The sequence below is a fragment of the Methylophaga thalassica genome (assembly GCF_030159795.1).
In the GTDB taxonomy this organism is placed as follows: Bacteria; Pseudomonadota; Gammaproteobacteria; order Nitrosococcales; family Methylophagaceae; genus Methylophaga; species Methylophaga thalassica.
Map to the genome: position 1 here is coordinate 370,055 of NZ_BSND01000005.1, position 22,174 is coordinate 392,228.

The 22,174-nt window shown below is 44.8% G+C and carries 23 protein-coding genes; 17 read left to right on the forward strand and 6 right to left on the reverse strand.

The window, feature by feature from the left end:
• Position 1 precedes the first annotated feature (1 nt).
• Both glk and pgl read right to left on the reverse strand, forming a co-directional pair.
• Positions 2 to 988 carry a glucokinase gene (glk, locus tag QQL60_RS08970; RefSeq protein ID WP_284723102.1) on the reverse strand — a complete coding sequence of 329 codons (987 nt, stop codon included), beginning with the start codon at positions 986 to 988 and terminating at the stop codon, positions 2 to 4.
• Between the two features lie 2 nt (positions 989 to 990).
• Entirely contained in the window at positions 991 to 1,701 is a 711-nt protein-coding gene (gene pgl, locus QQL60_RS08975; protein WP_284723103.1) for a 6-phosphogluconolactonase, read from the reverse strand.
• A 169-nt stretch (positions 1,702 to 1,870) separates the two neighbouring features.
• Here pgl and QQL60_RS08980 point away from each other — a divergent pair, with 169 nt between their 5' ends.
• The gene (locus QQL60_RS08980; RefSeq protein WP_284723104.1) at positions 1,871 to 2,560 is read left to right on the forward strand and encodes an SIMPL domain-containing protein; all 690 of its coding nucleotides are present in this window, start codon (positions 1,871 to 1,873) and stop codon (positions 2,558 to 2,560) included.
• A gap of 48 nt (positions 2,561 to 2,608) precedes the next feature.
• Here QQL60_RS08980 and ilvA read toward each other — a convergent pair whose 3' ends face one another.
• Positions 2,609 to 4,123 (reverse strand): threonine ammonia-lyase, biosynthetic, encoded by a 1,515-nt coding sequence (ilvA, locus tag QQL60_RS08985; protein WP_284723105.1) that lies wholly within the window; start codon positions 4,121 to 4,123, stop codon positions 2,609 to 2,611.
• A gap of 162 nt (positions 4,124 to 4,285) precedes the next feature.
• Between ilvA and rpiA the strand changes: the two genes are divergently transcribed.
• From rpiA to lolD, 3 genes are all read left to right on the forward strand, one after another.
• The gene (gene rpiA, locus QQL60_RS08990) at positions 4,286 to 4,951 is read left to right on the forward strand and encodes a ribose-5-phosphate isomerase RpiA (RefSeq protein ID WP_273179782.1); all 666 of its coding nucleotides are present in this window, start codon (positions 4,286 to 4,288) and stop codon (positions 4,949 to 4,951) included.
• Between the two features lie 67 nt (positions 4,952 to 5,018).
• Positions 5,019 to 6,266 (forward strand): lipoprotein-releasing ABC transporter permease subunit, encoded by a 1,248-nt coding sequence (locus QQL60_RS08995; protein WP_273179780.1) that lies wholly within the window; start codon positions 5,019 to 5,021, stop codon positions 6,264 to 6,266.
• Positions 6,259 to 6,945, forward strand: coding sequence for a lipoprotein-releasing ABC transporter ATP-binding protein LolD (gene lolD / locus QQL60_RS09000; RefSeq protein WP_284723106.1), 687 nt, complete (start codon positions 6,259 to 6,261; stop codon positions 6,943 to 6,945). Before QQL60_RS08995 ends, lolD begins: the two co-directional genes overlap by 8 nt.
• Here the strand turns inward: lolD and QQL60_RS09005 are convergent.
• Complete coding sequence (locus QQL60_RS09005; protein ID WP_273179775.1) at positions 6,928 to 7,464, reverse strand: DUF2062 domain-containing protein; 537 nt, start codon at positions 7,462 to 7,464, stop codon at positions 6,928 to 6,930. The genes lolD and QQL60_RS09005 overlap by 18 nt on opposite strands.
• Before the next feature lie 44 nt (positions 7,465 to 7,508).
• Here QQL60_RS09005 and QQL60_RS09010 point away from each other — a divergent pair, with 44 nt between their 5' ends.
• From QQL60_RS09010 to kdsB, 7 genes are read left to right on the forward strand one after another with little or no spacing between them, the layout of a single operon-like run.
• Positions 7,509 to 9,752, forward strand: coding sequence for a DNA internalization-related competence protein ComEC/Rec2 (locus tag QQL60_RS09010; protein WP_284723107.1), 2,244 nt, complete (start codon positions 7,509 to 7,511; stop codon positions 9,750 to 9,752).
• Positions 9,753 to 9,808: 56 nt separating this feature from the next.
• Positions 9,809 to 10,465: a MotA/TolQ/ExbB proton channel family protein gene (locus QQL60_RS09015; protein WP_007146675.1), complete on the forward strand. Its 657-nt coding sequence runs from the start codon at positions 9,809 to 9,811 to the stop codon at positions 10,463 to 10,465.
• On the forward strand, positions 10,440 to 10,859 hold the full coding sequence (locus QQL60_RS09020; protein WP_284723108.1) for an ExbD/TolR family protein: 420 nt from the start codon (positions 10,440 to 10,442) through the stop codon (positions 10,857 to 10,859). The genes QQL60_RS09015 and QQL60_RS09020 overlap by 26 nt, the downstream gene beginning before the upstream one ends.
• Before the next feature lie 3 nt (positions 10,860 to 10,862).
• Positions 10,863 to 12,617, forward strand: a complete 1,755-nt coding sequence (gene msbA, locus QQL60_RS09025; RefSeq protein ID WP_284723109.1) for a lipid A export permease/ATP-binding protein MsbA — start codon at positions 10,863 to 10,865, stop codon at positions 12,615 to 12,617.
• Between the two features lie 5 nt (positions 12,618 to 12,622).
• Positions 12,623 to 13,606, forward strand: coding sequence for a tetraacyldisaccharide 4'-kinase (lpxK, locus tag QQL60_RS09030; protein WP_284723110.1), 984 nt, complete (start codon positions 12,623 to 12,625; stop codon positions 13,604 to 13,606).
• The gene (locus tag QQL60_RS09035) at positions 13,599 to 13,778 is read left to right on the forward strand and encodes a Trm112 family protein (RefSeq protein ID WP_284723111.1); all 180 of its coding nucleotides are present in this window, start codon (positions 13,599 to 13,601) and stop codon (positions 13,776 to 13,778) included. The genes lpxK and QQL60_RS09035 overlap by 8 nt, the downstream gene beginning before the upstream one ends.
• Positions 13,779 to 14,531, forward strand: a complete 753-nt coding sequence (gene kdsB, locus QQL60_RS09040) for a 3-deoxy-manno-octulosonate cytidylyltransferase (protein ID WP_284723112.1) — start codon at positions 13,779 to 13,781, stop codon at positions 14,529 to 14,531. It abuts the gene before it with no gap.
• On the opposite strand, the gene QQL60_RS09045 is transcribed toward kdsB, so the two are convergent.
• Both QQL60_RS09045 and QQL60_RS09050 read right to left on the reverse strand, forming a co-directional pair.
• Positions 14,517 to 14,792, reverse strand: a complete 276-nt coding sequence (locus QQL60_RS09045) for a hypothetical protein (protein ID WP_284723113.1) — start codon at positions 14,790 to 14,792, stop codon at positions 14,517 to 14,519. The two genes, kdsB and QQL60_RS09045, sit on opposite strands and share 15 nt — an antisense overlap.
• Positions 14,776 to 17,256 (reverse strand): Rne/Rng family ribonuclease, encoded by a 2,481-nt coding sequence (locus QQL60_RS09050; protein WP_284723114.1) that lies wholly within the window; start codon positions 17,254 to 17,256, stop codon positions 14,776 to 14,778. The genes QQL60_RS09045 and QQL60_RS09050 overlap by 17 nt, the downstream gene beginning before the upstream one ends.
• 557 nt (positions 17,257 to 17,813) lie before the next feature.
• On the opposite strand from QQL60_RS09050, the gene rluC reads away from it, so the two are divergent.
• From rluC to QQL60_RS09080, 6 genes are read left to right on the forward strand one after another with little or no spacing between them, the layout of a single operon-like run.
• Complete coding sequence (gene rluC / locus QQL60_RS09055; RefSeq protein ID WP_284723115.1) at positions 17,814 to 18,770, forward strand: 23S rRNA pseudouridine(955/2504/2580) synthase RluC; 957 nt, start codon at positions 17,814 to 17,816, stop codon at positions 18,768 to 18,770.
• Positions 18,767 to 19,429 carry an HAD-IA family hydrolase gene (locus QQL60_RS09060; RefSeq protein ID WP_007146684.1) on the forward strand — a complete coding sequence of 221 codons (663 nt, stop codon included), beginning with the start codon at positions 18,767 to 18,769 and terminating at the stop codon, positions 19,427 to 19,429. Before rluC ends, QQL60_RS09060 begins: the two co-directional genes overlap by 4 nt.
• A gap of 40 nt (positions 19,430 to 19,469) precedes the next feature.
• Positions 19,470 to 20,453, forward strand: coding sequence for a S49 family peptidase (locus QQL60_RS09065; RefSeq protein WP_007146685.1), 984 nt, complete (start codon positions 19,470 to 19,472; stop codon positions 20,451 to 20,453).
• Between the two features lies 1 nt (position 20,454).
• Positions 20,455 to 20,604, forward strand: coding sequence for a hypothetical protein (locus tag QQL60_RS09070; protein WP_007146686.1), 150 nt, complete (start codon positions 20,455 to 20,457; stop codon positions 20,602 to 20,604).
• Positions 20,601 to 21,452 (forward strand): HDOD domain-containing protein, encoded by an 852-nt coding sequence (locus tag QQL60_RS09075; RefSeq protein ID WP_007146687.1) that lies wholly within the window; start codon positions 20,601 to 20,603, stop codon positions 21,450 to 21,452. Before QQL60_RS09070 ends, QQL60_RS09075 begins: the two co-directional genes overlap by 4 nt.
• Before the next feature lie 37 nt (positions 21,453 to 21,489).
• Positions 21,490 to 22,137, forward strand: a complete 648-nt coding sequence (locus tag QQL60_RS09080; RefSeq protein WP_007146688.1) for an adenylate kinase — start codon at positions 21,490 to 21,492, stop codon at positions 22,135 to 22,137.
• Positions 22,138 to 22,174: the final 37 nt, after the last annotated feature.

Consider the following 22,174-nt stretch of genomic DNA (forward strand, 5'->3'; position numbering starts at 1 on the left):
CTTAATTATACATGGCTTTTTGTGCCAATAAGCGCGCACCTTTCAGACCGACTTCCTCATCAAGTACGATATGGATCGGTATCTGCTTCATCAACGTCGTCATACGGCCTTTTTCAGCAAAGCTGTTGATAAATGATGGGGCTCTAAACTTAGCCATATTCTTCAGCAGAATGTTGCCAACCAGATAAACACCACCTCGAGCAAGTGTTGTCAGCGCTAAATTCCCGGCTTGTGCCGCATAAATATCTACAAACATGTCTAAGGCTTCATTTGCTAGAACGTCATTGTGTTTCAGCGCAAACTGACTAATAGCAGATGCCGCATCACCATTAACCATGGCTAATCTCAAAGCATTATTTTCGTCAATTTGTTTATAGTCACGTAAGAAATGATAAAGACTAACAAGACCGCTACCACAGACAATACGGTCATAAGACACATGACCATGACGTTGTTGTAGATGCTCCAGAAAAAGCTGTTGCGTCCGATCTAATGGTGCGAAATCAACGTGTCCGCCTTCTGTCGGAAAAACTCGCCAGTCACCATTGTCGGGAATCAATATCGCCTGCCCTAGTCCGGTGCCGGCACCTAAGACAACGCGGGGCGAAATTTCACTAGGCTCCCCAATTTGTATGGTTTCAAAATCCGCTGACTGAAGACTGGCAATGCCGTAACCCACCGCTTCAAAATCATTACAGAGGGTGACACGCTTGATTGAGAATTGCTTCTCAATCAAGCTGGCATCTAACTTCCAGGGTAATTTTGTCACTTGTCCATACTGACCGCTGACCGGGCCTGCAAGCGCAATACAGGCTGAATCAATCGAATATGCTTGTGGCAGCTGTTCAATAAAAGCAGCCAGGATCGCATCAAAACTATCAAAGCGCTGACTATCTAATCTGAGCTTAGATAAAACATAGCCATCAGCATCGGATAACTCAAATAGTGTTTTTGTTCCACCTACATCGACGGCCAGCATATGTGACATCACTACTGACCCGCGGCGGCTTTGTCCATAAACCAGTAATAATCATTTTCTGGCGCCAGACGTTGTACTGGTAAACCGGATACAGCATCAGTTGTAATATCATTGACGATCGCCGCTTTGGCTTCACCGGCAATAAATACAATTACCTGACGCGCGGCATTAATGACGGGATAGGTGATAGTCACTCGCCATGAATCAAATTTTTCCACATAAAGGCTTGCCGTGAGCGTATCCGTCACATCTAAAGCCGGTGTTTCAGGGAACAATGAAGCAATATGTCCATCGGGTCCTAAGCCTAACAAGACTAAATCAAACGGCGCACCATCCATGACCATTTTCATAGTATCAGCGTAGCGCACAGCCACATCAGCAGCATCACCACTTTCTGTTGGCATACGATGTACATTTTCTGCCGGGATGGGTATTAAATCGATCATTGCCTGACGGGCCATCTTAAAATTACTGTCATCATGTGTGGCAGGCACACAACGCTCATCACCAAAAAACAGATGCACCCGGGCCCAATCAATCTGTTCAATATAAGGTGAAGTCGCTAATTTTTCATATAAGCCTTTCGGCGTAGAACCACCTGCAAGTGCCACATAAAAAACACCTCTTTTTGCAATCGCTGATCGCGCTGTGCTGACAAAATGTTCTGCTGCAGCGGTAATCAAACTCGTCGCATCAGGCAGGATTTTTTGTTCTGCTTTCATTGTGTTCCTCAATTTCTGATTATTTAAACTATGCTGAAATAGCGGCAATTAATCTCAACATTAATCACCACAGTTCTCGAATGAATTTTAAGCATGATATATCAAAACTTAACGCTTTTGAGCTAGTCTTAAAAGACGCAGCATTTTTTATACAATTAAGGAAGGATCTATGAAAAAAACTTTGGCACTCATTTCGCTTTTAGCCATCAGCCCGCTCAGTTTTGCTGAAGACGTCCTACAACTAGGCATGGTGACCCTTGATACCAGCGCTAGTATGGACGTTGAAAATGATGAACTCATCACCCGCTTGCAAGTTTTTGAGCAAGGAAAAGATCCAGCCAAATTAACCAATATGGTGAATAAAAAAACAGCCCTTGTTCTGGATGCGGTTAAAAATTTCAACGCCATTAAAGCCGAAACATCCAACTACTCCACCCAGCCTATCTATGATGATGGCAAAATTGCCAGTTGGCGCGTCAGTCAACAACTGACTCTGGAAACACGCCAGTTTGACCAAATGAGCCAATTTATTGCTGATATCAATACCTTGGCCAATATCCAATCTATGCAGTTTATGGTGTCAGATGACCGAGCTGAACAGGTGAAAACCGACTTGCTCAAACAGGCGATCAGCAAATTTAAAGATAAAGCGAAACTTATCAGCAGCGAATTTGATCGCAGTGGTTATGAAATCGTGTCTATATCCATTGATGGTAATGCATTTAACCCAATGCCGATGATGGAACGCGCCAATATGATGTCCGCTGATATGCAAATGAAAGGCGCACCAGCCGCATTAGCCGGAGGTAGTAACGAAATTTCCGTCAACGTCCGTGGCAGTATCAAACTGAATCAATAAATCCTGTCATATCCGCGGTGATAGAAGGACATCACCGCGGATATCCCCTTATTTCAAAAACAGTGCATAAGCCGGGTTATCGGTTTCTTCCCAGTAGGTATATCCCAGCGTATCCAGAAACGTCTGAAACTCCTGCTTATAGTCTTCTCCAACCTGAATACCCACCAGCACGCGACCATAATCAGCACCATGGTTGCGATAATGGAAAAGACTGATATTCCAGCGCTGACCAATTCGAGTCAGAAACCGCAGTAAAGCGCCAGGTCGCTCAGGAAATTCAAATCGAATTAAGCGTTCATTATCGATCTGAGGCGCATGCCCTCCCACCATGTAACGAACGTGTAGTTTCGCAGTTTCATTATCAGTGAAATCAACCCAGTCATAGCCAGCATTATCCAGCTGAGAAAATAACTGCTGTCGTTCTTCTTCCTGCCCATTCATCCGCACGCCGACAAATACCTGCGCTTTTTGCTCATCTGCATAGCGATAGTTAAATTCGGTAATGCCACGCTCACCCAGTGTTTTACAGAATTTCTGGAAACTACCCGGCTGTTCATCGATTTTGGTGGCAAATAAGACTTCCCTGCGCTCACCAATCTCAGAACGCTCAGCAACATGACGAAGGCGATCAAAGTTAATATTGGCTCCGCTATTAATCGCAACGAGTTGCTGATTTTCCATCGGGTTCTGTGCTAGATATTTTTTCACACCGGCCACAGCGAGCGCGCCCGATGGCTCAGCAATAGAACGGGTGTCCTGGAATATATCCATAATAGCAGCGCATAGTTCGTCACTACTGACGGTGACGACTTCATCCACTGTTTCACGACAAATTCTGAAGGGTTCGACCCCCACTTGTCTGACCGCCGTGCCATCGGCAAACAAGCCTACCTGATCCAGCTTGACCCGTTCATCAGCTTCCAGCGCGGCTTTCAGACTAGCCGCATCAGCCGGCTCGACAGCAATGATTTTGATTTCTGGCCAAAACGCTTTGATATAAGCCGATACCCCGGAAATTAAACCGCCACCACCAACGGGTACAAAAACAGCATGAATGGGTTCAGGATGCTGACGGATAATTTCCATCGCAATCGTGCCCTGCCCGGCAATGACTTCCGGATCATCATAAGGATGAATAAAGGTACGACCATCTTTCTCGGCAACAGCTGAGGCATAAGCGCTGGCATCATCATAACTATTGCCATGTAATTTAATTTCAGCGCCATAAGCACGAACAGATTCGACCTTGATGGGTGGCGTAGTTTTCGGCATAACAATCAAAGCAGGAATATTCATTTTACTGGCTGCCAGCGCCACACCTTGCGCATGATTCCCCGCCGAAGCACAAACCACGCCGCGTTCGCGTTCATCAGCCGATAGCTGACTCATGCGGTTATACGCACCACGCAATTTAAATGAAAAAACCGGCTGAAGATCTTCCCGCTTGAGTAAAATCGTATTGTTAAGTCTTTTCGATAAACGAGGCATGACATCAAGAGGCGTTTCATTCGCCACATCATAAACACGAGCTTTAAGAATTTTTTCTACGTATCCAGTTAGCATTTCAGCCCAAATCAGTCAGTTATGTTTAAAAAAAGACTTAGTTATAGACAGCTAAATTCAGCCATCATTTTCTAAGCAATCGCTTACGTTACCATTGACCGTCATTTATCTCTATAATTGCCGGGATAATTTTTAAGTGATTTGAAACAAAGGAAGCTGCATATGAATGCTGATGAAATGAAAAAACAAGCTGCGTGGGCAGCGCTTGAGTATATTAAAGGCGATGGTATTGTCGGTGTGGGTACCGGTTCGACAGTTAATCACTTCATTGATGCACTGGCGACGATTAAAGATCGTATCGAAGGCGCAGTATCAAGTTCTGAAGCCTCTACACAAAAATTAGAAGCTAACGGCATTAAAGTCTTTGATCTAAATGACTGCAATGAAATTGAAGTCTATGTCGATGGCGCAGATGAATCGAATCACTTACTGGAACTGGTAAAAGGCGGTGGCGGCGCATTAACACGTGAAAAAATCATTGCTGCAGCCAGTAAACAATTTGTCTGTATTGCTGATGCTTCAAAATTAGTCGATGTCTTAGGTAAATTCCCTTTACCTGTTGAAGTGATTCCGATGGCACGCAGCTACGTCGCCCGTGAAATCGTCAAGCTAGGTGGTCAGCCTGTTTACCGTGAAGGTGTTATCACCGATAACGGCAACGTGATTCTAGATGTGCATGGCTTAGATATCATGGAACCGATTAAGTTAGAAAAAACCCTGAATGATATCGTCGGTGTGGTCACAAATGGTTTATTTGCGATGCGTCCAGCGGATGTTCTGTTACTGGGTTCACCAGAGGGAACCAAAACCGTATTCGCGAAATCATAAAAGGCTAAATATGGACTGATCCTGCTCAGCGGGATCAGTTTTCTTTTTTCTCATCATTGGCGACATTATGTTCAGACCGCTCAGTCTCTATATCGGCATGCGTTATACACGCGCCAAACGTCGTAATCATTTCATTTCTTTTATTTCACTAACGTCCATGCTCGGTGTGGCTCTGGGTGTTGCGGCATTAATTACCGTACTGTCAGTGATGAACGGGTTTGAGAAAGAACTGAAAGATCGCATCCTAGGGATGACTTCTCATGCTTTTATTACTGGCGAGGATGGCACATTAAAAGACTGGCAAGGCTTACAAACCCTGATCAAACATGATCCGGATGTGATTGCCTCAGCCCCTTTTGTCGAAGGTCAGGCCATGTTAAGTCAAGGAAGTCGCGTACGCGGCACCCTGGTTCGTGGGATTGACGCTGAATTGGAACAGAGCGTTTCGACCATTGGCGATAAAATTATTCAGGGTAAATTAGCTGATTTAACTGATGGCAGCTTCGGCATTGTGCTCGGTAAAGACTTAGCCTCAGCCATGGGCGTGACTACCGGCGACAAAATCACCATGATTACGCCTCATGTCAGCCCCACACCTGCTGGTGTGATACCACGTCTGAAACGTCTGACTGTTGTCGGTATTTTTGAAATCGGCATGTATGAATATGACAGCGGGCTGGCCGTGATGAATATTAACGATGCCGCCAAATTATTCAAAATACCCGGTCGCGTCACCGGCTTACGCTTAAAATTCGATGATGTGTTTAAAGCGCCGCAACTATTACGCAAGTTAATGCAGGATGTCCCTGTTAACTACCGTGCCGCTGACTGGACATTCCAACATGCGAATTTCTTCCGTGCATTAAAAACGGAAAAAACCGTGATGTTTGTGATCTTGATGCTTATCGTGGCCGTTGCCGCATTTAATATTGTGTCAACCTTAGTAATGATGGTCACAGATAAGCAATCGGATATCGCTATATTACGGACCTTAGGTATGAATCCTGGCAGCGTGATGGGCATATTTATGGTGCAAGGGACTTTGATCGGTTTAATTGGTACCGCCATGGGTGTTGTCGGTGGTGTGCTGCTGGCCTGGAATATCGAGTCTTTAATCGCTAGTTTAGAGAAACTGATTGGCTATCAGTTCATGCCTGCTGATGTTTACTACATCAGTAGTTTGCCATCACAGCTGGAATGGAGTGATGTCAGCGTCATTGCTATTACCGCATTTGTATTATCTATTCTTTCCACGCTTTACCCTTCATGGCGTGCATCACAGATTAAACCGGCCGAGGCGCTTCGTTATGACTAATCAAGCAGTGTTATCTGCCAGCCAGTTATCAAAATCCTTTACTGATGGCCAGTTAAAAACCGATGTTCTTAATAACATTAATTTAACGGTTAACCGATCCGACCGTATTGCCATTGTCGGTAGTTCTGGCTCGGGTAAAAGTACACTTTTACATATCCTTGGCGGCCTTGATTCACCTACGGAAGGTCAGGTGCTGGTTCAGGGAAATGATATCCATGCTATGAAAAATAAAGCGGCCAGTCGCTTGCGAAATCAACAATTGGGCTTTGTGTATCAGTTTCACCATTTGCTGCCAGAGTTTACCGCTGTCGAAAATGTCGCCATGCCGTTAGTGATTGGTGGCATGTCACCCTCATCAGCACAACAACGTGCGACTGAACTGCTTGATAAAGTCGGACTTAGCCACCGCTTTCAGCACAAACCCAGCGAATTATCCGGTGGTGAACGTCAGCGTGCGGCCCTTGCCAGAGCCTTAATCACAGAACCGGCGTGTTTACTTGCTGATGAACCTACAGGTAATTTAGATCATCGTACCGCTCAAGCCATCTTTGATCTTATTTTGAAATTAAATGAGGATTTTGGCACTGCATTGGTGATTGTCACCCACGATACCGGGCTTGCAGCCAAAATGGATCAGCAACTCACCTTGATTGACGGCTGCTTAGCTGCCGGAGCCTGATTTATTTTTGTGTTGGCGCTGACGTTGTGTCCAGGTATGGATAACAACTAATCGCCAACCCAACCTTACAAAAATAATGCCCGCTATTGCCGCTATCACACCACAAATTGTGCATCCGAGCAGTAAGGGCTGCCAAATCGATAAAAACTCTTGTGAAAACCATTCCCAGGTCAGGCTAAAGGCAGGTGTGCCCATCGGTTCGTTCAAAACCCAGGCACCTAGTTTATAAGCATAGAAAAAGATGGGGGCCATGGTAAAAGGATTGGTAATCCAAACGCCCATCGCAGAAATCGGCAAATTAACTCTAAATAGTATGGCTAATGCCGCGGCAACAAACATCTGCCCAGGAATCGGCATAAATCCGACAAACAAACCTAATGCCACGCCACCAGCGATGGAACGACGGTTGGTATGCCATAAACGTGGTTCAGTTAATCTCTGACCAAACTTACGCAGATGTGGATGTTCGCGCATCGTGTTGTGATCTGGCATGATGCGTTTTAGGAATTTACGAGGCATGGCGTCTCAGTAACATGCTAAGTCGGGCGTCATTATAGGGATATATGAATAAAACTGCCATTGCATTTTTGCTCGGCACATTGCTTAGTCTGTACGTAAGCTATCCTTTAGTAACCGGAAGCTTGTTACTACTGTGTTTAGTGACATTTATCTGCTATCGAAAAATATGGATATTGGGTTTTATTGTCGGACTATTATGGTGTGCATATCAAGCACAATTCGCCATTGAAAATAAACTGGCAGCAAACGCACCTGTAAAAGTATCACAGGTACAAGGTCTTATCGCCTCTATCCCTGAAACATATCCGGATCATATCAGCTTTGAATTTCTGCCAGAGGCCCCGTCACTACCCAGAAAAATAAAGTTAAGCTGGTATTTTCCTCCTGAACACACACCCAAAGCCGGAGAACGCTGGCAACTGACGGTCAAACTAAAACCGCCTTTTGGCATGATGAATCCTGGTGGCTTTGACTACGAAAAATGGTTATTCAGTCAAGGCATCGGCGCGACGGGGTATGTCAAAAAAACAGCAGACAACCAACGACTGGTTAAATCCAAATACTGGCAGATTAATGACTGGCGCTTTCAGCTTCAGCAACACATTCAATCCATTATTCCTACAGCAAGCCAGTTGCCATTGATTCTCGGACTGGCAATTGGTCAACATGATATCAGTCAGTCGCAATGGCAAGTTCTGCGGCAAACCGGCACTAGTCACCTGATGGCGATTTCCGGGCTACATATTGGTTTAGCCGCCGGCTTAGGCTTTTATCTGATAAGTGGCTTATGGCGCTATACACCGTTTAATACTCTTCGCATACCTGCACATCGGATTGGTGCGGTGGGAGGACTGACAGTGGCTATTTTTTATGCTTGTCTTGCTGGCTTGTCCATTCCAACACAACGAGCTTTAGTAATGATAAGCCTCGCCATGTTAGCCCTGTTTCTGAAAAGGTCGGTCTATCCTTCACATATTTTGTCACTGGCTTGTATTTTGGTGTTGCTAATTAATCCCTTTGCCTTGTTAAGTGCTGGATTTTGGTTATCATTTGCTGCTGTTGCCATTATCTTGCTTTGTTTTACCCAGCGTTTTCCCGCTATCAGACTTGCTTGGTTAAAGATTCACTTTTTAATGGCTTTGGGATTGATCCCATTACTGATTCTTTTCTTTAACGATGTGTCGTTGATATCCCCAATAGCGAATCTGATTGCTATACCACTAGTAAGTGTATTGGTTGTACCGCTGATTATTTTGGCGATGATCGTTTTACCTATGAGCTCATCATTAGCTGCAATATTGCTTTATGCAGCTGACTTTTTACTCAATATGCTCTGGCATATTTTGTCATTTTTAAGTGATCTGTCTTTTGCTAGTTGGACTACGCCTGTTTATCCCTGGCCACTGTTATTCATGCTTTTATTGGCTATCTTATTGGTTTTACTACCCAGAGGGCATCCTGGAAAATATCTCGCGTTAGTATTCTTAATACCAGTACTTTTTTACGAATCCGACCGCCCAGATACGGGTGATTTTTATCTGACCGTTTTGGATGTAGGTCAAGGCTTAGCATCGGTCATAGAAACAAAACATCACACACTGATATTCGATACGGGTCCTCGATACAGCGAGAGTTTTAACACAGGAGAAGCTGTTGTTGTTCCCTTCTTACGCTACCGCGCTATAGATCATATTGATATATTACTCATTAGTCACGGGGATAATGACCATATAGGAGGACTACAGGGGGTCATCAATAATATTGCTGTAGATAAGGTCATGGTTAGCCAAAGCATCACCAATATCGACACCCGTCTATGTAAAGCCGGTCAACACTGGCAGTGGGATGAGGTTGAATTCACCGTATTACAGCCATTTCCTACTCAAGCTGGCTCAGAAAATGAACGTTCTTGCGTACTACGAGTCCACGGCAAGAATCTATCCGCATTGTTACCAGGCGATATTGAGAAACACGGAGAACAAGCATTAGTTCAGCACTATGGCGAAGCGCTGAAATCAGATATTTTACTTGTGCCTCATCATGGCAGCAGAACTTCCTCAAGCCAGCCTTTTATCGACGCCGTATCGCCAAAATACGCTGTCTTTTCTGTTGGCTTTCGTAATCGCTATGGTTTTCCGGTGAAAGACATTGTCCAACGCTATACGACTGTAGAAAGTGAAATTCTTCGAACCGACTGGAATGGAGCCATCCTGTTCCGTAACGGCGACGCTCCCATTTTATGGCGTCAGCATGAAGAACAATTGTGGACGTCGAAAGCTACTGAGTAAGACAATTTTCACGTATCATGAGCGCTATTTTCATTTAAACAACTGAGACTGACATCATGCTGGAATTGTTTAAAGCAGGCGGTTGGTTGATGATCCCGCTATTTATCTGTTCGGTCATCGCCATTGCTATCATCGCAGAACGTTTTTGGAGTCTTCAAAAAAAACGCATTGCCCCTAAAGAATTGATCACACAAATCTGGCAATGGCTAAAGTTTAATCAAGTTGATGAACATCGCATCAAAGCTCTGCAAAGCAATTCTCCTCTGGGCCAGATTCTGGCTGCCGGACTGCTGAACCGTAATAGTTCACGGGAAATCACCAAAGAGAGTATTGAGGACATTGGTCGTCATGTCACTGTAGCTTTAGAACGAAATCTCAACACGTTAGGAACCATTGCAGCAATCTCCCCGCTACTTGGCTTATTGGGTACGGTACTTGGCATGATTAAAGTGTTTACCGTGATTACCACCGCAGGTGTAGGCAACCCTGAAGTGCTCGCTGGCGGTATATCAGAAGCCTTAATCACCACGGCTACAGGCCTGGTGGTTGCCATTCCAAGCTTAATTTTTTATCGTTATTTCCGCGGTAAAATCAATATGCTCGTGGTTGGGATGGAAGAACAAGCCATGCAGTTAATCGAGATTCTGCATGGTGATCGTCAGTATGATCCAGATGAGGAAGCAAGACGTGAATCTATCACCAAAACGATCTGAGGAACCAGATGTCAATCTGACACCGATGATTGACGTCGTTTTCCTGCTTTTATTGTTTTTTATGGTTTCCACGAGTTTCATTCGTGAAAGTTCACTAAAAGTTGATTTGCCCGAAGCGACCGGTGAAGCAATGACGGAACAGGCTGAGCCTGTTGATATCGTGATCAAGGCAGATGGTAAAGTGCTGGTAAATGATCAGGAAGTCGCTACAGTCACATCTGAAGCCTTGGCCGCTGTGTTAAAACGCGTGGTGGGTGAACAAAAAGATCCTCATGTCATTATCAGTGCTGATGCCAAAGCTGAATATCAACTTATCGTCACAGCCATGGATACAGCACAACAATTAGGCTATACCAAACTGACCCTGGCAACACGTCAAACAACTGCGGAATAATCAATGAGTCAAACACCTGTCAGCCTGACAGCAGTCCAGTTATACAAACGTCTATTAAGTTACGTTAAGCCATACTGGCTGGCTTTTGTAATATCCATTATTGCTATGATTGCTTTCGCCGGCACAGAAACCGGGATGGCGGCGTTAATGAAACCTCTGCTCGATGGTAGTTTTGTGGAAAAAGATCCCACCACTATCAAGTACGTGCCGCTGATGCTGATCGGCTTATTTTTAATTCGTGGCGTGGCTAATTTTCTGACCACCTATGGCCTTGGCTGGATTGCTCGCAATGTTATCAAGACCTTGCGCGAAGAAATGTTTGAAAAACTCATTACCTTACCGGCCAGTTTCTACGATAGAAATAACTCTGGTCAGCTCATGTCGAAATTGCTTTATGACGTTGAGCAAGTCGCCGGAGCGGCCACCGATGCGATTTTGACAGTTATCCGCGATACCCTAACGATTATCGGTCTGATTGCCTGGATGATTTATCTGAACGGTTTTTTATCTCTGATCATTTTAGTGACCGTGCCCTTTGTTGCCATCCTTGTTTATTTTGTCAGTATTCGTTTTCGTCGGATCAGTAAAGAAATTCAGGGCTCGATGGGCAATGTCAGTCATGTCTGTGGCGAAATCATCGAAGCACACCGTGAAGTCAAAACATTTGGCAGTCAGGCTTATGAAACAGAACGGTTTGATCGCATAAACCGAAAAAATCGTGGCCAACAAATGAAAAAAATTGCCACCGATGCTTCAAGTGAACCTGTCATTCAACTGATTACCGTCTTAGGGCTTGCCGTGGTGATCTATCTGGCCACCTTACCAGAAGTCCTGAACTCGATTACCGTCGGTAGCTTTATTTCCTTTATCACGGCTATGTTTATGCTGCTTACACCACTTAAACGTCTGACAAAAGTGAACTCTAAATTACAGGCGGGTATTGCCGCTGCAGAAAGTATTTTCACCTTACTGGATGAAGAGCCAGAGCATGACACCGGCACACTGACCATGGATCGCGCCAAGGGTGAAATTGAATACCGTCATGTCAGCTTTAGCTATGATGAAGGCAAAGGCAGTGTGCTGAATGATATTTGTTTTATGGCTATGCCGGGTCAAACTATCGCTTTTGTTGGTCATTCTGGCAGTGGTAAGACCACCTTGGTCAGTTTACTCGCCCGTTTCTACAATATTGAAAAAGGCCAAATTCTGATTGATGGCGTAGATATCAGTCAACTCACGCTAAAAGATTTGCGTAAACAATTATCACTGGTCAATCAGCAGGTTGTGTTATTCAATGACACCATAGCTAACAATATTAGTTATGGCCAAGCGGGTGAAGTGAGTGAAGAAGCCATTATAAAAGCTGCAAAATCGGCTCATGCCTGGGAATTCATTCAAAAATTACCGCAAGGCTTACAAACAGAAGTCGGCGAAAACGGTGTACTTCTGTCGGGGGGGCAGCGACAACGTCTGGCTATTGCCCGAGCACTGTTACGTAACTCACCCATCCTGATTCTTGATGAAGCCACGTCAGCACTTGATACCGAAGCAGAACGTCATATCCAGGCAGCCTTTGAAGAGCTGATGCGTGAACGTACTACCCTGGTCATCGCGCATCGTTTATCCACCATTGAAAAAGCCGACAAAATTATTGTTATGCATGACGGCGAAATTCTTGAAACCGGTACCCATCAGGAATTACTGGCAAACGGGAAACATTACGCAGAGTTATACCGTCTACAGTTTCAGGATGACTAAGCATAATGCGATGGTTAACTGACAGTTGGTATCAGTCATCAACCCAATATTGGTTCTTATTACCTCTGAGTTGGCTGTATCGACTTGTTGTTATCATGCGGAAATGGGCCTACCGCTCAGGCATCTTCACCACACACAAAATGCCCGTACCGGTAATTGTAGTGGGAAATGTTACTGTGGGCGGTACCGGAAAGACGCCATTTGTTATCTGGCTGGCTGAGCAACTTCTAGCAGCAGGTTACAAACCCGGTATTATCAGCCGAGGTTATGGTGGTAATAGCCGTAAATATCCACTCGATGTCGATGCAAACAGTGATGTAAAACTTTGTGGTGATGAACCCTTACTCATTGCCAGACGCACTGGTCGTCCGCTTGTAGTTGATCCGGATCGGCCACAAGCGGCTATTCATCTATTGAGCCAATACCATTGTGATGTGATTATTTCAGATGATGGTTTGCAACACTATGCTTTAGAACGTGATATGGAAATTATCATAGTTGATAGTGTCAGACGATTTGGCAATAAACATTGTCTACCAGCAGGGCCCCTGCGTGAGCCGCTTTCCCGACTGAATAACGTTGACTTCATTATCTATAACGGCAATAGTGACGAACACACTATTTCAATGCAGTTAAAAGGCACGCAATGGACAAATCTGCTGGATCCCAGCCTTAAACAAGCATTGAACAGTTTCAGTCAGAATGAAGTACATGCTGTCGCGGGAATTGGTCACCCCAAACGTTTTTTTGACTCATTAGCCGCAGCTGAGATTATTGTTCATCCTCATGCCTTTGCAGACCACCATGATTATCTACCGGCAGATCTGGAATTTTATGATGACTTGCCCATTCTAATGACCGAGAAAGATGCCGTAAAATGTCAGTCTTTTGCTCATAAAAATATGTGGTATCTACCGGTTGAAGCCACAATTCATAGCTCAGTATTCCCTGCTATACACCAAACATTAAAGGAACTTTCTAATGGATAATGCACTTTTAGAGATACTTGCCTGCCCGGCCTGTAAAGGTAAATTGCACTATAAAAAAGAGGCACAGGAATTATTATGTTCGGCCTGCCGTCTTGCTTATCCTGTGAAAGATGATATCCCCGTTATGCTGATAGAAGAAGCACGTCAACTGCCCGCAGATGAAGAGGTATAAATGAGCTTTAGCATTGTTATTCCTGCACGATATGCGTCAACGCGTTTGCCTGGTAAACCTTTACTAGACATCGCCGGTAAAGCCATGATTCAGCACGTGTATGAACGTGCCTTAGAAAGTGATGCAGATAACGTTATCATTGCCACCGATGATGAACGTATTGCTGAAGCAGCCACAGCTTTTGATGCCGATGTTTGTATGACTTCTGAAAATCATCGTTCTGGCACAGACAGGCTAGCAGAGGTTATCAAGCTGAGACAGTTTAAGGATGATGAGATTGTCATTAATGTGCAAGGTGATGAACCCTGCTTGCCCGCTTTATTAATTAATCAGGTAGCGGCCGATCTTGCTCAACATGCCGATGCAGATATGGCATCACTGTTCAGTCGAATTCATCAGGAAAAACAGGTGTTTGATCCTAATGTGGTCAAAGTCGTCATGGACAGTCAGGGCTATGCTTTATATTTCAGCCGCGCGCCGATTCCTTGGATGCGTGATCATTTTCATACAACCCCGTTGCCTCCAGAACTCCCTCACTACCGCCATATTGGTTTATATGGGTATCGGGCTGCTTTTCTGAAAAACTACGCTGAAATGACCCCCTGTTTGCTTGAAACAGAAGAATCTTTAGAGCAATTGCGGGTATTGTTTCACGGTAAAAGAATACACATGTCAGAAGCTTTAATCAGTGCCGGACATGGGGTAGATACAGAAGCAGACTTACTTGAAGTCAGACGTTTACTGGCAGAGTAGCTTATCCAAGCCTGCCGCAATCAGTTCGGCATGTATATTTCCCTCACCATCAAATACAGGCAAGGTATATGTCACGGGGACTGGCCTGTGGCCCTCGCCGTATTGATTCGGCTGGATATTATGGCCCGACTCTAATACTTGTAGGATTAACTCAGCCCCATCCAGCAGCTCAATAATCTCGCAGCGATGTTGTTGATAAGAAACCTGCTGGCCAATTAAGGCCAGCAGTTCTTCGTGCAGAATATTACTCTTGCGTGGCATTCGTCTCACTCGCTTCAGATTTGGCCTTCGTTTTCTTTTCAGAACCATTATCATCCGAAGTCGAACTTTTTTCTACCACTGCTTTTTTGTCTTCAGCGTGTTTTTCCGCTTGTTTTTCAACCGGCTTATCACTTGCTTCTGCTTTTTCTACCGGTTTAGCTGAATCACCCTCTTTTGCCGCATTAGCCGCTGCCGCTTCTGCTTTGTCCTTATCACTTGGACGACGACGTCTGTTTGTAGGTCCTGATGAGCGAGGTCGGCGAGGCTTGTTGGCTGGTACTTTATTGCCATCTATTTCCGGTTCTTTATCCGATTTGATGACGTTGCCATTCACTTCAGGCTCTGGCTCAGGAATAGCATTTCCATTCACCTCTGGTGGCGGTGGTGGCGCTATATTGCCTTTATCCACCTCAGCAGGATTGACTGCATTGTTGTCAGTTGCACCGTTTTCAGCGCGCGCTGGACGACGACGGCGACCACCGCGACGTGAACGACGACCATTACTATTACGAGGCTGTTTATCATCGTTATTGTCTGATGCCGACTCCTCTTTCACTGGTGGAGTAGGCATGTCAGCCTTTTTCTGTTCAGTGTTATCGACGTTTTTATCATTCCTGCGTCGCGGATTCTTACGTTCACCATTTTTTTCAGCAGACTCTTGATTATTCGCTGCATTATTTTTAGGACGGCTACGTCCACGACGATTCTGCGAACGTTGTTCCTGTGAGCTTTTTTCTTTTTTAGTATCCACTACGGACTTTTCTTCCTTTTCTGGCTCACTTTTTCCTGTCAACACATTCAACAGACGTTTAAGCAGGCTTGGTTTTTGTTCAGGCTCTTTCTCACGAACAATCACAGGAGCAGGTGCTGCAGGCGAAATGCCTTTCACCGCAGGTTGTTCCATGACAGGTTTGTCACGTAAAACAACTGGTACTTCCTGTTCTGGCGGAGAAATTAATTGATGGCTGACTTCATTACGCTCGCTGCCATCCTTAATGCGCTCGATATCATAATGAGGCGTATCCAGATGTGGGTTTGGAATTAGAACCAACTTCACACCGTGTCGCTTCTCAATGATATCGACCTGTGTGCGCTTATCATTAAGAATGAATGTCGCCACAGGAACAGGTAACTGAACGATTAATTGCGTGACTTTGTCTTTGGTGGCTTCTTCTTCAATGAGTCGTAATACCGCTAAGCCCAGTGATTCAACACCACGAACATGACCCAGACCCGCACAGCGAGGACAGATTTCCTGATGCGCATCACCTAAAGCTGGACGTAAACGCTGACGTGACATTTCTAACAAACCAAAGCGAGAGATGCGGCCAACCTGAACACGGGCACGATCTGCTTTCAAATGTTCACGTAAACGGTTTTCGACTTCACGCTGATTACGGCTTGGCCCCATATCAATGAAATCAATTACCACCAAACCGCCTAGATCACGCAACCTTAACTGACGGGCAATTTCTTCTGCCGCTTCAAGATTAGTGTTTAGAGCTGTTTCCTCAATATCACCGCCTTTGTTAGCGCGTGCTGAGTTCACATCGATAGAAATCAACGCTTCGGTCGGATCAATCACTAGTGCACCACCAGACGGCAGACGAACTTCATGACGGAAAGCACTCTCAATCTGGCTTTCAACCTGATAGCGGGTAAATAGCGGAACTTTGTCTTGATATAGCTTAAATTTACTCAGCTCATGCGGCATTACCATACGCATGAAGTCATAGCCTGTTTGGTAAACTTCAGGCGAATCAACCAGAATCTCACCGATATCTTTACGCAGATAATCACGTAGTGCGCGGATGATAATGTTGCTTTCCTGGTAAACAAGGAATGGCGCGCTACGATCTTTTACAGCCACATCAATCGCCGTCCACAACTGGATAAGGTATTCAAGATCCCACTGTAGTTCTTCAGGTTGCTTACCCACACCGGCGGTACGCACAATCATGCCCATACCATCTGGCACTTCAAGTGAGCGCAGGGCTTCTTGCAGCTCTGCACGGTCATCACCTTCGATACGACGAGAAATACCACCAGCACGAGGGCTGTTTGGCATTAAGACTAAATAGCGACCAGCCAGGCTGATGAAGGTAGTCAGCGCAGCACCTTTATTACCACGCTCTTCTTTTTCAATTTGGACAACCAGTTCCTGGCCAACAGAAAGCACGTCCTGAACATTCAGGCGACCATTATTGTCGTCATTGTCATCACGCTTTTTGAAGTAGGTTTTTGAAATTTCTTTCAGTGGTAAGAAGCCTTGTCTTTCTGCACCATAGTCAACAAAGACAGCTTCTAAACTCGGTTCTACACGAGTGATTTTTCCCTTATAAATATTACCTTTCTTTTGTTCTCTGGAAGGTGTATCGATATCCAGATCAAACAGGCGTTGGCCATCGACCATTGCCACACGCAACTCTTCTTCGTGCGTTGCGTTAATTAAAATTCGTTTCATGCACTAACCTCAATGTTGAGGTCCGCATATCCTGCCGCACACCACCGTAGCGGACGCGTTAGCCAATCGGGCTTTACAGAGCGACGATGTCTGTTATTCAGTAATTAATTGTAAATCGTATTGTTTCTTCATGTGCCCTCCCATCAAGGCATGCATGATCCATCTTTGTATCTTTTTCGTGTTGCAATAAGGTTCTGCAACTTTCATTGGTTTCTCAGCTTAAGTTAAGCTTTATGTATCTGAACCGTTCTTCTTATATTAATTACTTTAAATTGTCGTCCTGCCTGATGCGTCTTTCTACTCGTTTTGATGGCAATCAAGACATGGGAACCTGATATTCTTACAAGGACTCCCTATGAGTCCGCCTGCTGAACCCCTGTTCAGCCAAGATATATTTGTTTACCGGGCGCCGCATCAACCTCATTTGTGGAGGGCGCGACGCAAAAATCAGTCAACGTGGGCAAAAGTAGGTATACTGACCTCATTTTACGCACGGACCAACGATCGAATATAGCAGTCTATTGCCATCTCAGCAACTGAAAAATTAAACCTATTCTATGGCAGCTCACAAACCACAGTCACAAAAAGTGCAATTTATCGAAATAAGTGCTTCTCAAGCCGGGCAACGTATCGATAATTTTTTACTCACTCTTGAAAAAGGCGTGCCCAAAAGTCGCATTTATCGAGCTATCCGTAAAGGTGAAGTTCGGGTCAATAAAGGACGCATCAAACAAACCTATAAAATCGAAGCCGGTGACGTCATTCGTGTGCCACCACTGCAAGTTTCTGAAAAAACAGCACCGACCGAGATTAATGAATCACTTCAGCAGCAATTACTGGCCAGTATCATTTTTGAAGATGATGCCATGCTGGTGTTGAATAAACCCTCAGGACTTGCTGTACACGCCGGAACCCAAATTCAGGTTGGTGTCATTGAAGCTTTTCGGCTAATTAAACCCGAATTGGAATTTATCGAATTAGTTCACCGTCTAGATCGTGATACATCGGGCTGTTTACTAATAGCGAAAAGTCGTGAAAGCCTGCTCAATCTTCAGCAACAGATGCTTTCGGATCAAATCGATAAACGCTACCTGACATTACTCAAAGGTGAAATGAATAGCGGTGAAGTCTATATAGAGCAACCTTTACAAAAAAACACCGTGTCTTCCGGTGAACGTATGGTTAAAGTCGACCCAGAAGGTAAATCGGCAAAGACACTATTCATAAAAAGACAAAGTTATGGCATCGCTCAACTGAGCGAAGTCAAACTGTTTACTGGAAGAACACATCAAATTCGTGTTCACTCTGCCTGGTCTGGTCATCCGGTAGCAGGCGATGATAAATATGGCGACCGTGAATTTAATAAACAAATGAAAACGTTTGGACTTAAACGTTTATTTCTACATGCCTGGCGACTGGGTATTCACCACCCTATCACTCAGGAACCACTCTCACTTGAAGCACCACTTCCAGAGAAATTGCAGCGGGTCATAAAACAGCTGGAGCAAGCATGAGTCCTTACCAACTCATTGTGTTCGACTGGGATGGGACCTTAATGGATTCAACAGGTCATATCACGGCTTGTATGCATCAAGCCATTGCCACATTATCACTTGAGCCATTGAGCGACAGCCAGGTGAGTCATATTATCGGGCTGGGATTAAACGAAGCGGTTCAAACGCTCTACCCTGATGCGGATACCACGACTTGGAATGCATTAGCTGATTGTTATCGACAAACCTGGATCAGCACCCCAGAATCGACACCGCTGTTTGAACATGCGGAAAACCTGCTTAAGCAACTTAATGAGCAAGAGATATTTCTGGGTGTAGCCACAGGAAAAAGCCGTCGGGGTCTGGACAGAGCCCTAAAGGAAACGGGGCTGGGTGAGTTATTTATCTCAACCCGATGCGCGGATGAATGTCATTCCAAACCCCATCCTCAGATGTTAATGGAACTGATGGATTTTGTCGGTGTTGATGCCGAACAAACACTGATGATTGGTGATACAGAATTCGACTTAATGATGGCTCATAATGCCGGCGCGCATAGTTTAGGTATCACACATGGTGCCCACTCAGAAACAACACTAAAAGCAGCTAAGCCAAAAGCTATTGTCCATAATCTTTATCAAGTCGAGAAATGGTTAACTCGTCCTGACACAGAGTTTTGATATGATGGCATACTTATGTTTTTTTCAGGAATAGATCAATATGGCAACATTCGGCGATTTCCCATCTAATAATAATTCGGAAAATAAGGGCAACGACAAGGAAGATCATAGCTGGGAGCGTAATGTTCTGAGAGATTTAGCTTTTGCAGCCATCAGAGAACAACGTAATAAACGTCGCTGGGGTTATGTCTTTAAAGGTCTGCTTTTTCTCTACCTCATCGCTTTTTTAATACTGAGCTACTCTCCAAGTAAACTCTCTTCAGCAACTGGTCCTCATACCGCCATGGTCGAAATCAGTGGTCCTATTGCCAGTGACTCAGAAGCCAATGCTGACAATATTGTGACCGGTATTCGTAATGCCTTCGAAGACCAGTCAGCGAAAGGCTTGATCTTGCGAATGAATACGCCAGGTGGCAGCCCTGTCCAATCTGGCATTGTGAATGACGAAATTCAACGTCTGAAAAAAACACGTCCTGATTTTCCAGTTTATGCTGTGATCCAGGATGTCTGTGCTTCTGGTGGTTATTACATCGCTGTAGCGGCCGATAAAATTTATGCAGATAAAGCCAGTATTGTGGGTTCAATTGGCGTCAGAATGGATGGTTTTGGCTTCACCGATTTGATTGATAAAGTGGGCGTTGAACGCCGTTCTTTAACGGCTGGAGAACATAAAGCCTTTTTAGATCCATTCCTGCCGATGAAAGAATCGGATCTCAAACATGCTCACCAAATGCTGGATACCATTCATCAACAATTTATTGACGTAGTAAAAGCAGGTCGTGGAGACAGACTGGCGAAGGATGATAATCTATTTTCAGGTTTGTTCTGGTCAGGTGAGCAAGCGGTCAATCTTGGTTTGATTGACGGTTTAGCCAATACCAGTACGGTTGCACGTGATATGTTAGGTGCCGAAGATATTGTTGATTACACCCCACGTCCCAACTATCTTGACCAGTTTGCAGGAAAGCTCGGCGCATCAATTTCTCAATTTGTCAGTGAGAAGGCATCATGGAGTGTGAACTGATATGGCAGATACCATTGAATTAACCGAAGCCCAACGACAAGAACGTGATGAGCGTTTTCGTTATGTTGATCTGACGCATCCGCTAATGAAGGCGTTGTATGAAATGCAGCTGGACTTAGACTTAGAGAACGAGCAGGAGGAGCAAATATGACGCTTTCCGCCGAATCCCTAGTCAATAAATCACTGGAACTGGTTTCTCCTCCCACTACCTACACTCAACTCAACGAGCTAATGGAAGATCCAGACAGTAGTATTGATGATATCAGTGCTGTCATTAATACCGATCCAGCCTTAGCCACACGTTTATTAAAGATTGTGAATAGCCCTTTTTACGGCTTTCCATCGCAAATCAATACCATTTCACGTGCCATCACCATCATTGGTACTCGTGAGTTGACCAACCTCATTCTGGCCACATCCGTACTCAATTCCTTCAAGGGAATTCCGACGTCACTCATTAATATGAATGAGTTCTGGCGTCATAGTTTTGCCAGTGCTATTGCCAGTAAAATGTTGGCGGAAGAATGTGGTCAACGTGCAAGCGAACGCTTTTTTATTGCTGGACTTCTGCATAATATTGGTAGCTTAGTGATATATCAAACGGTGCCTGAACTGGCACGCGAAGCGATTAATAGTGCAGAGTTTGGTCATGAAGTGATTTATGAAGCAGAACAACGTGCGATGGGCTTTGATCATACCCATGTGGGTGAAGCACTCACCAAAGCATGGCGACTGCCAAAATCGCTGCAGGAAGTAGCACGCTACCATCACTCACCGTCGCAAGCTGATGAGTATATGATTGATGCAGCAGTTGTACATATTGCTGACATCTTGGTATCTTCCGTGCCCTTCGGACACAGTGGTGATAGCCATGTTCCCCCATTAGACCCTGCAGCATGGGACTTACTGGGTTTAAATGAATATCAGATTCCGGATTTGCTCAGACAAGTTGCCAAGCAAATCGAACGTTTGGAATCGGTTATGATGACTGAACATTAAATTTCGAAATAAGACTAATCTATTCAAGAGGCTTACAATGAGAACGGTTCTTCTCGGTGCACCAGGCTCCGGTAAAGGTACACAAGGTGTTGTGTTATCAAAGAAATTCAATATCCCTCAAATTTCAACAGGTGACTTACTGCGTGCCGCAGTGAAAGCTGGCACAGAGTTAGGTAAACAAGCTAAAAGTGCTATGGATGCCGGTGCTCTGGTTTCTGATGATATCGTTATCGGTCTGATCCGCGAGCGTTTGTCAGAAGAAGATGCTTTAGATGGCTACATTCTTGATGGTTTCCCACGTAATATCGCTCAGGCTGAAGCGTTAGACAGTATGCTTGAGCAATTAGGCCAGCCATTACAAGGGGTTGTGTTACTGGACGTACCATTTGAAGAATTGATGCAACGTTTAACAGGTCGTCGCACCTGTAAAGACTGTGGTGCTATCTACAATATTCACTTGTCACCGCCTAAAAAAGAAGGCCAATGTGATAGCTGTGGTGGTGAATTATTTCAACGCGCTGACGACAACGAAGAAACCATTGGTAATCGTCTGAAAGTCTATGAAGAGCAAACAGCGCCATTGATTGGTTATTATCAGAGACAACACAAACTGCACGCTATCCCAGGCACAGGTGACATCGATGAAATCACCAATGCCGTTGGCGCTGTCTTCGACACTATCTAACTGCAAGCATCATATACCGGCCCACATTTGGGCCGGT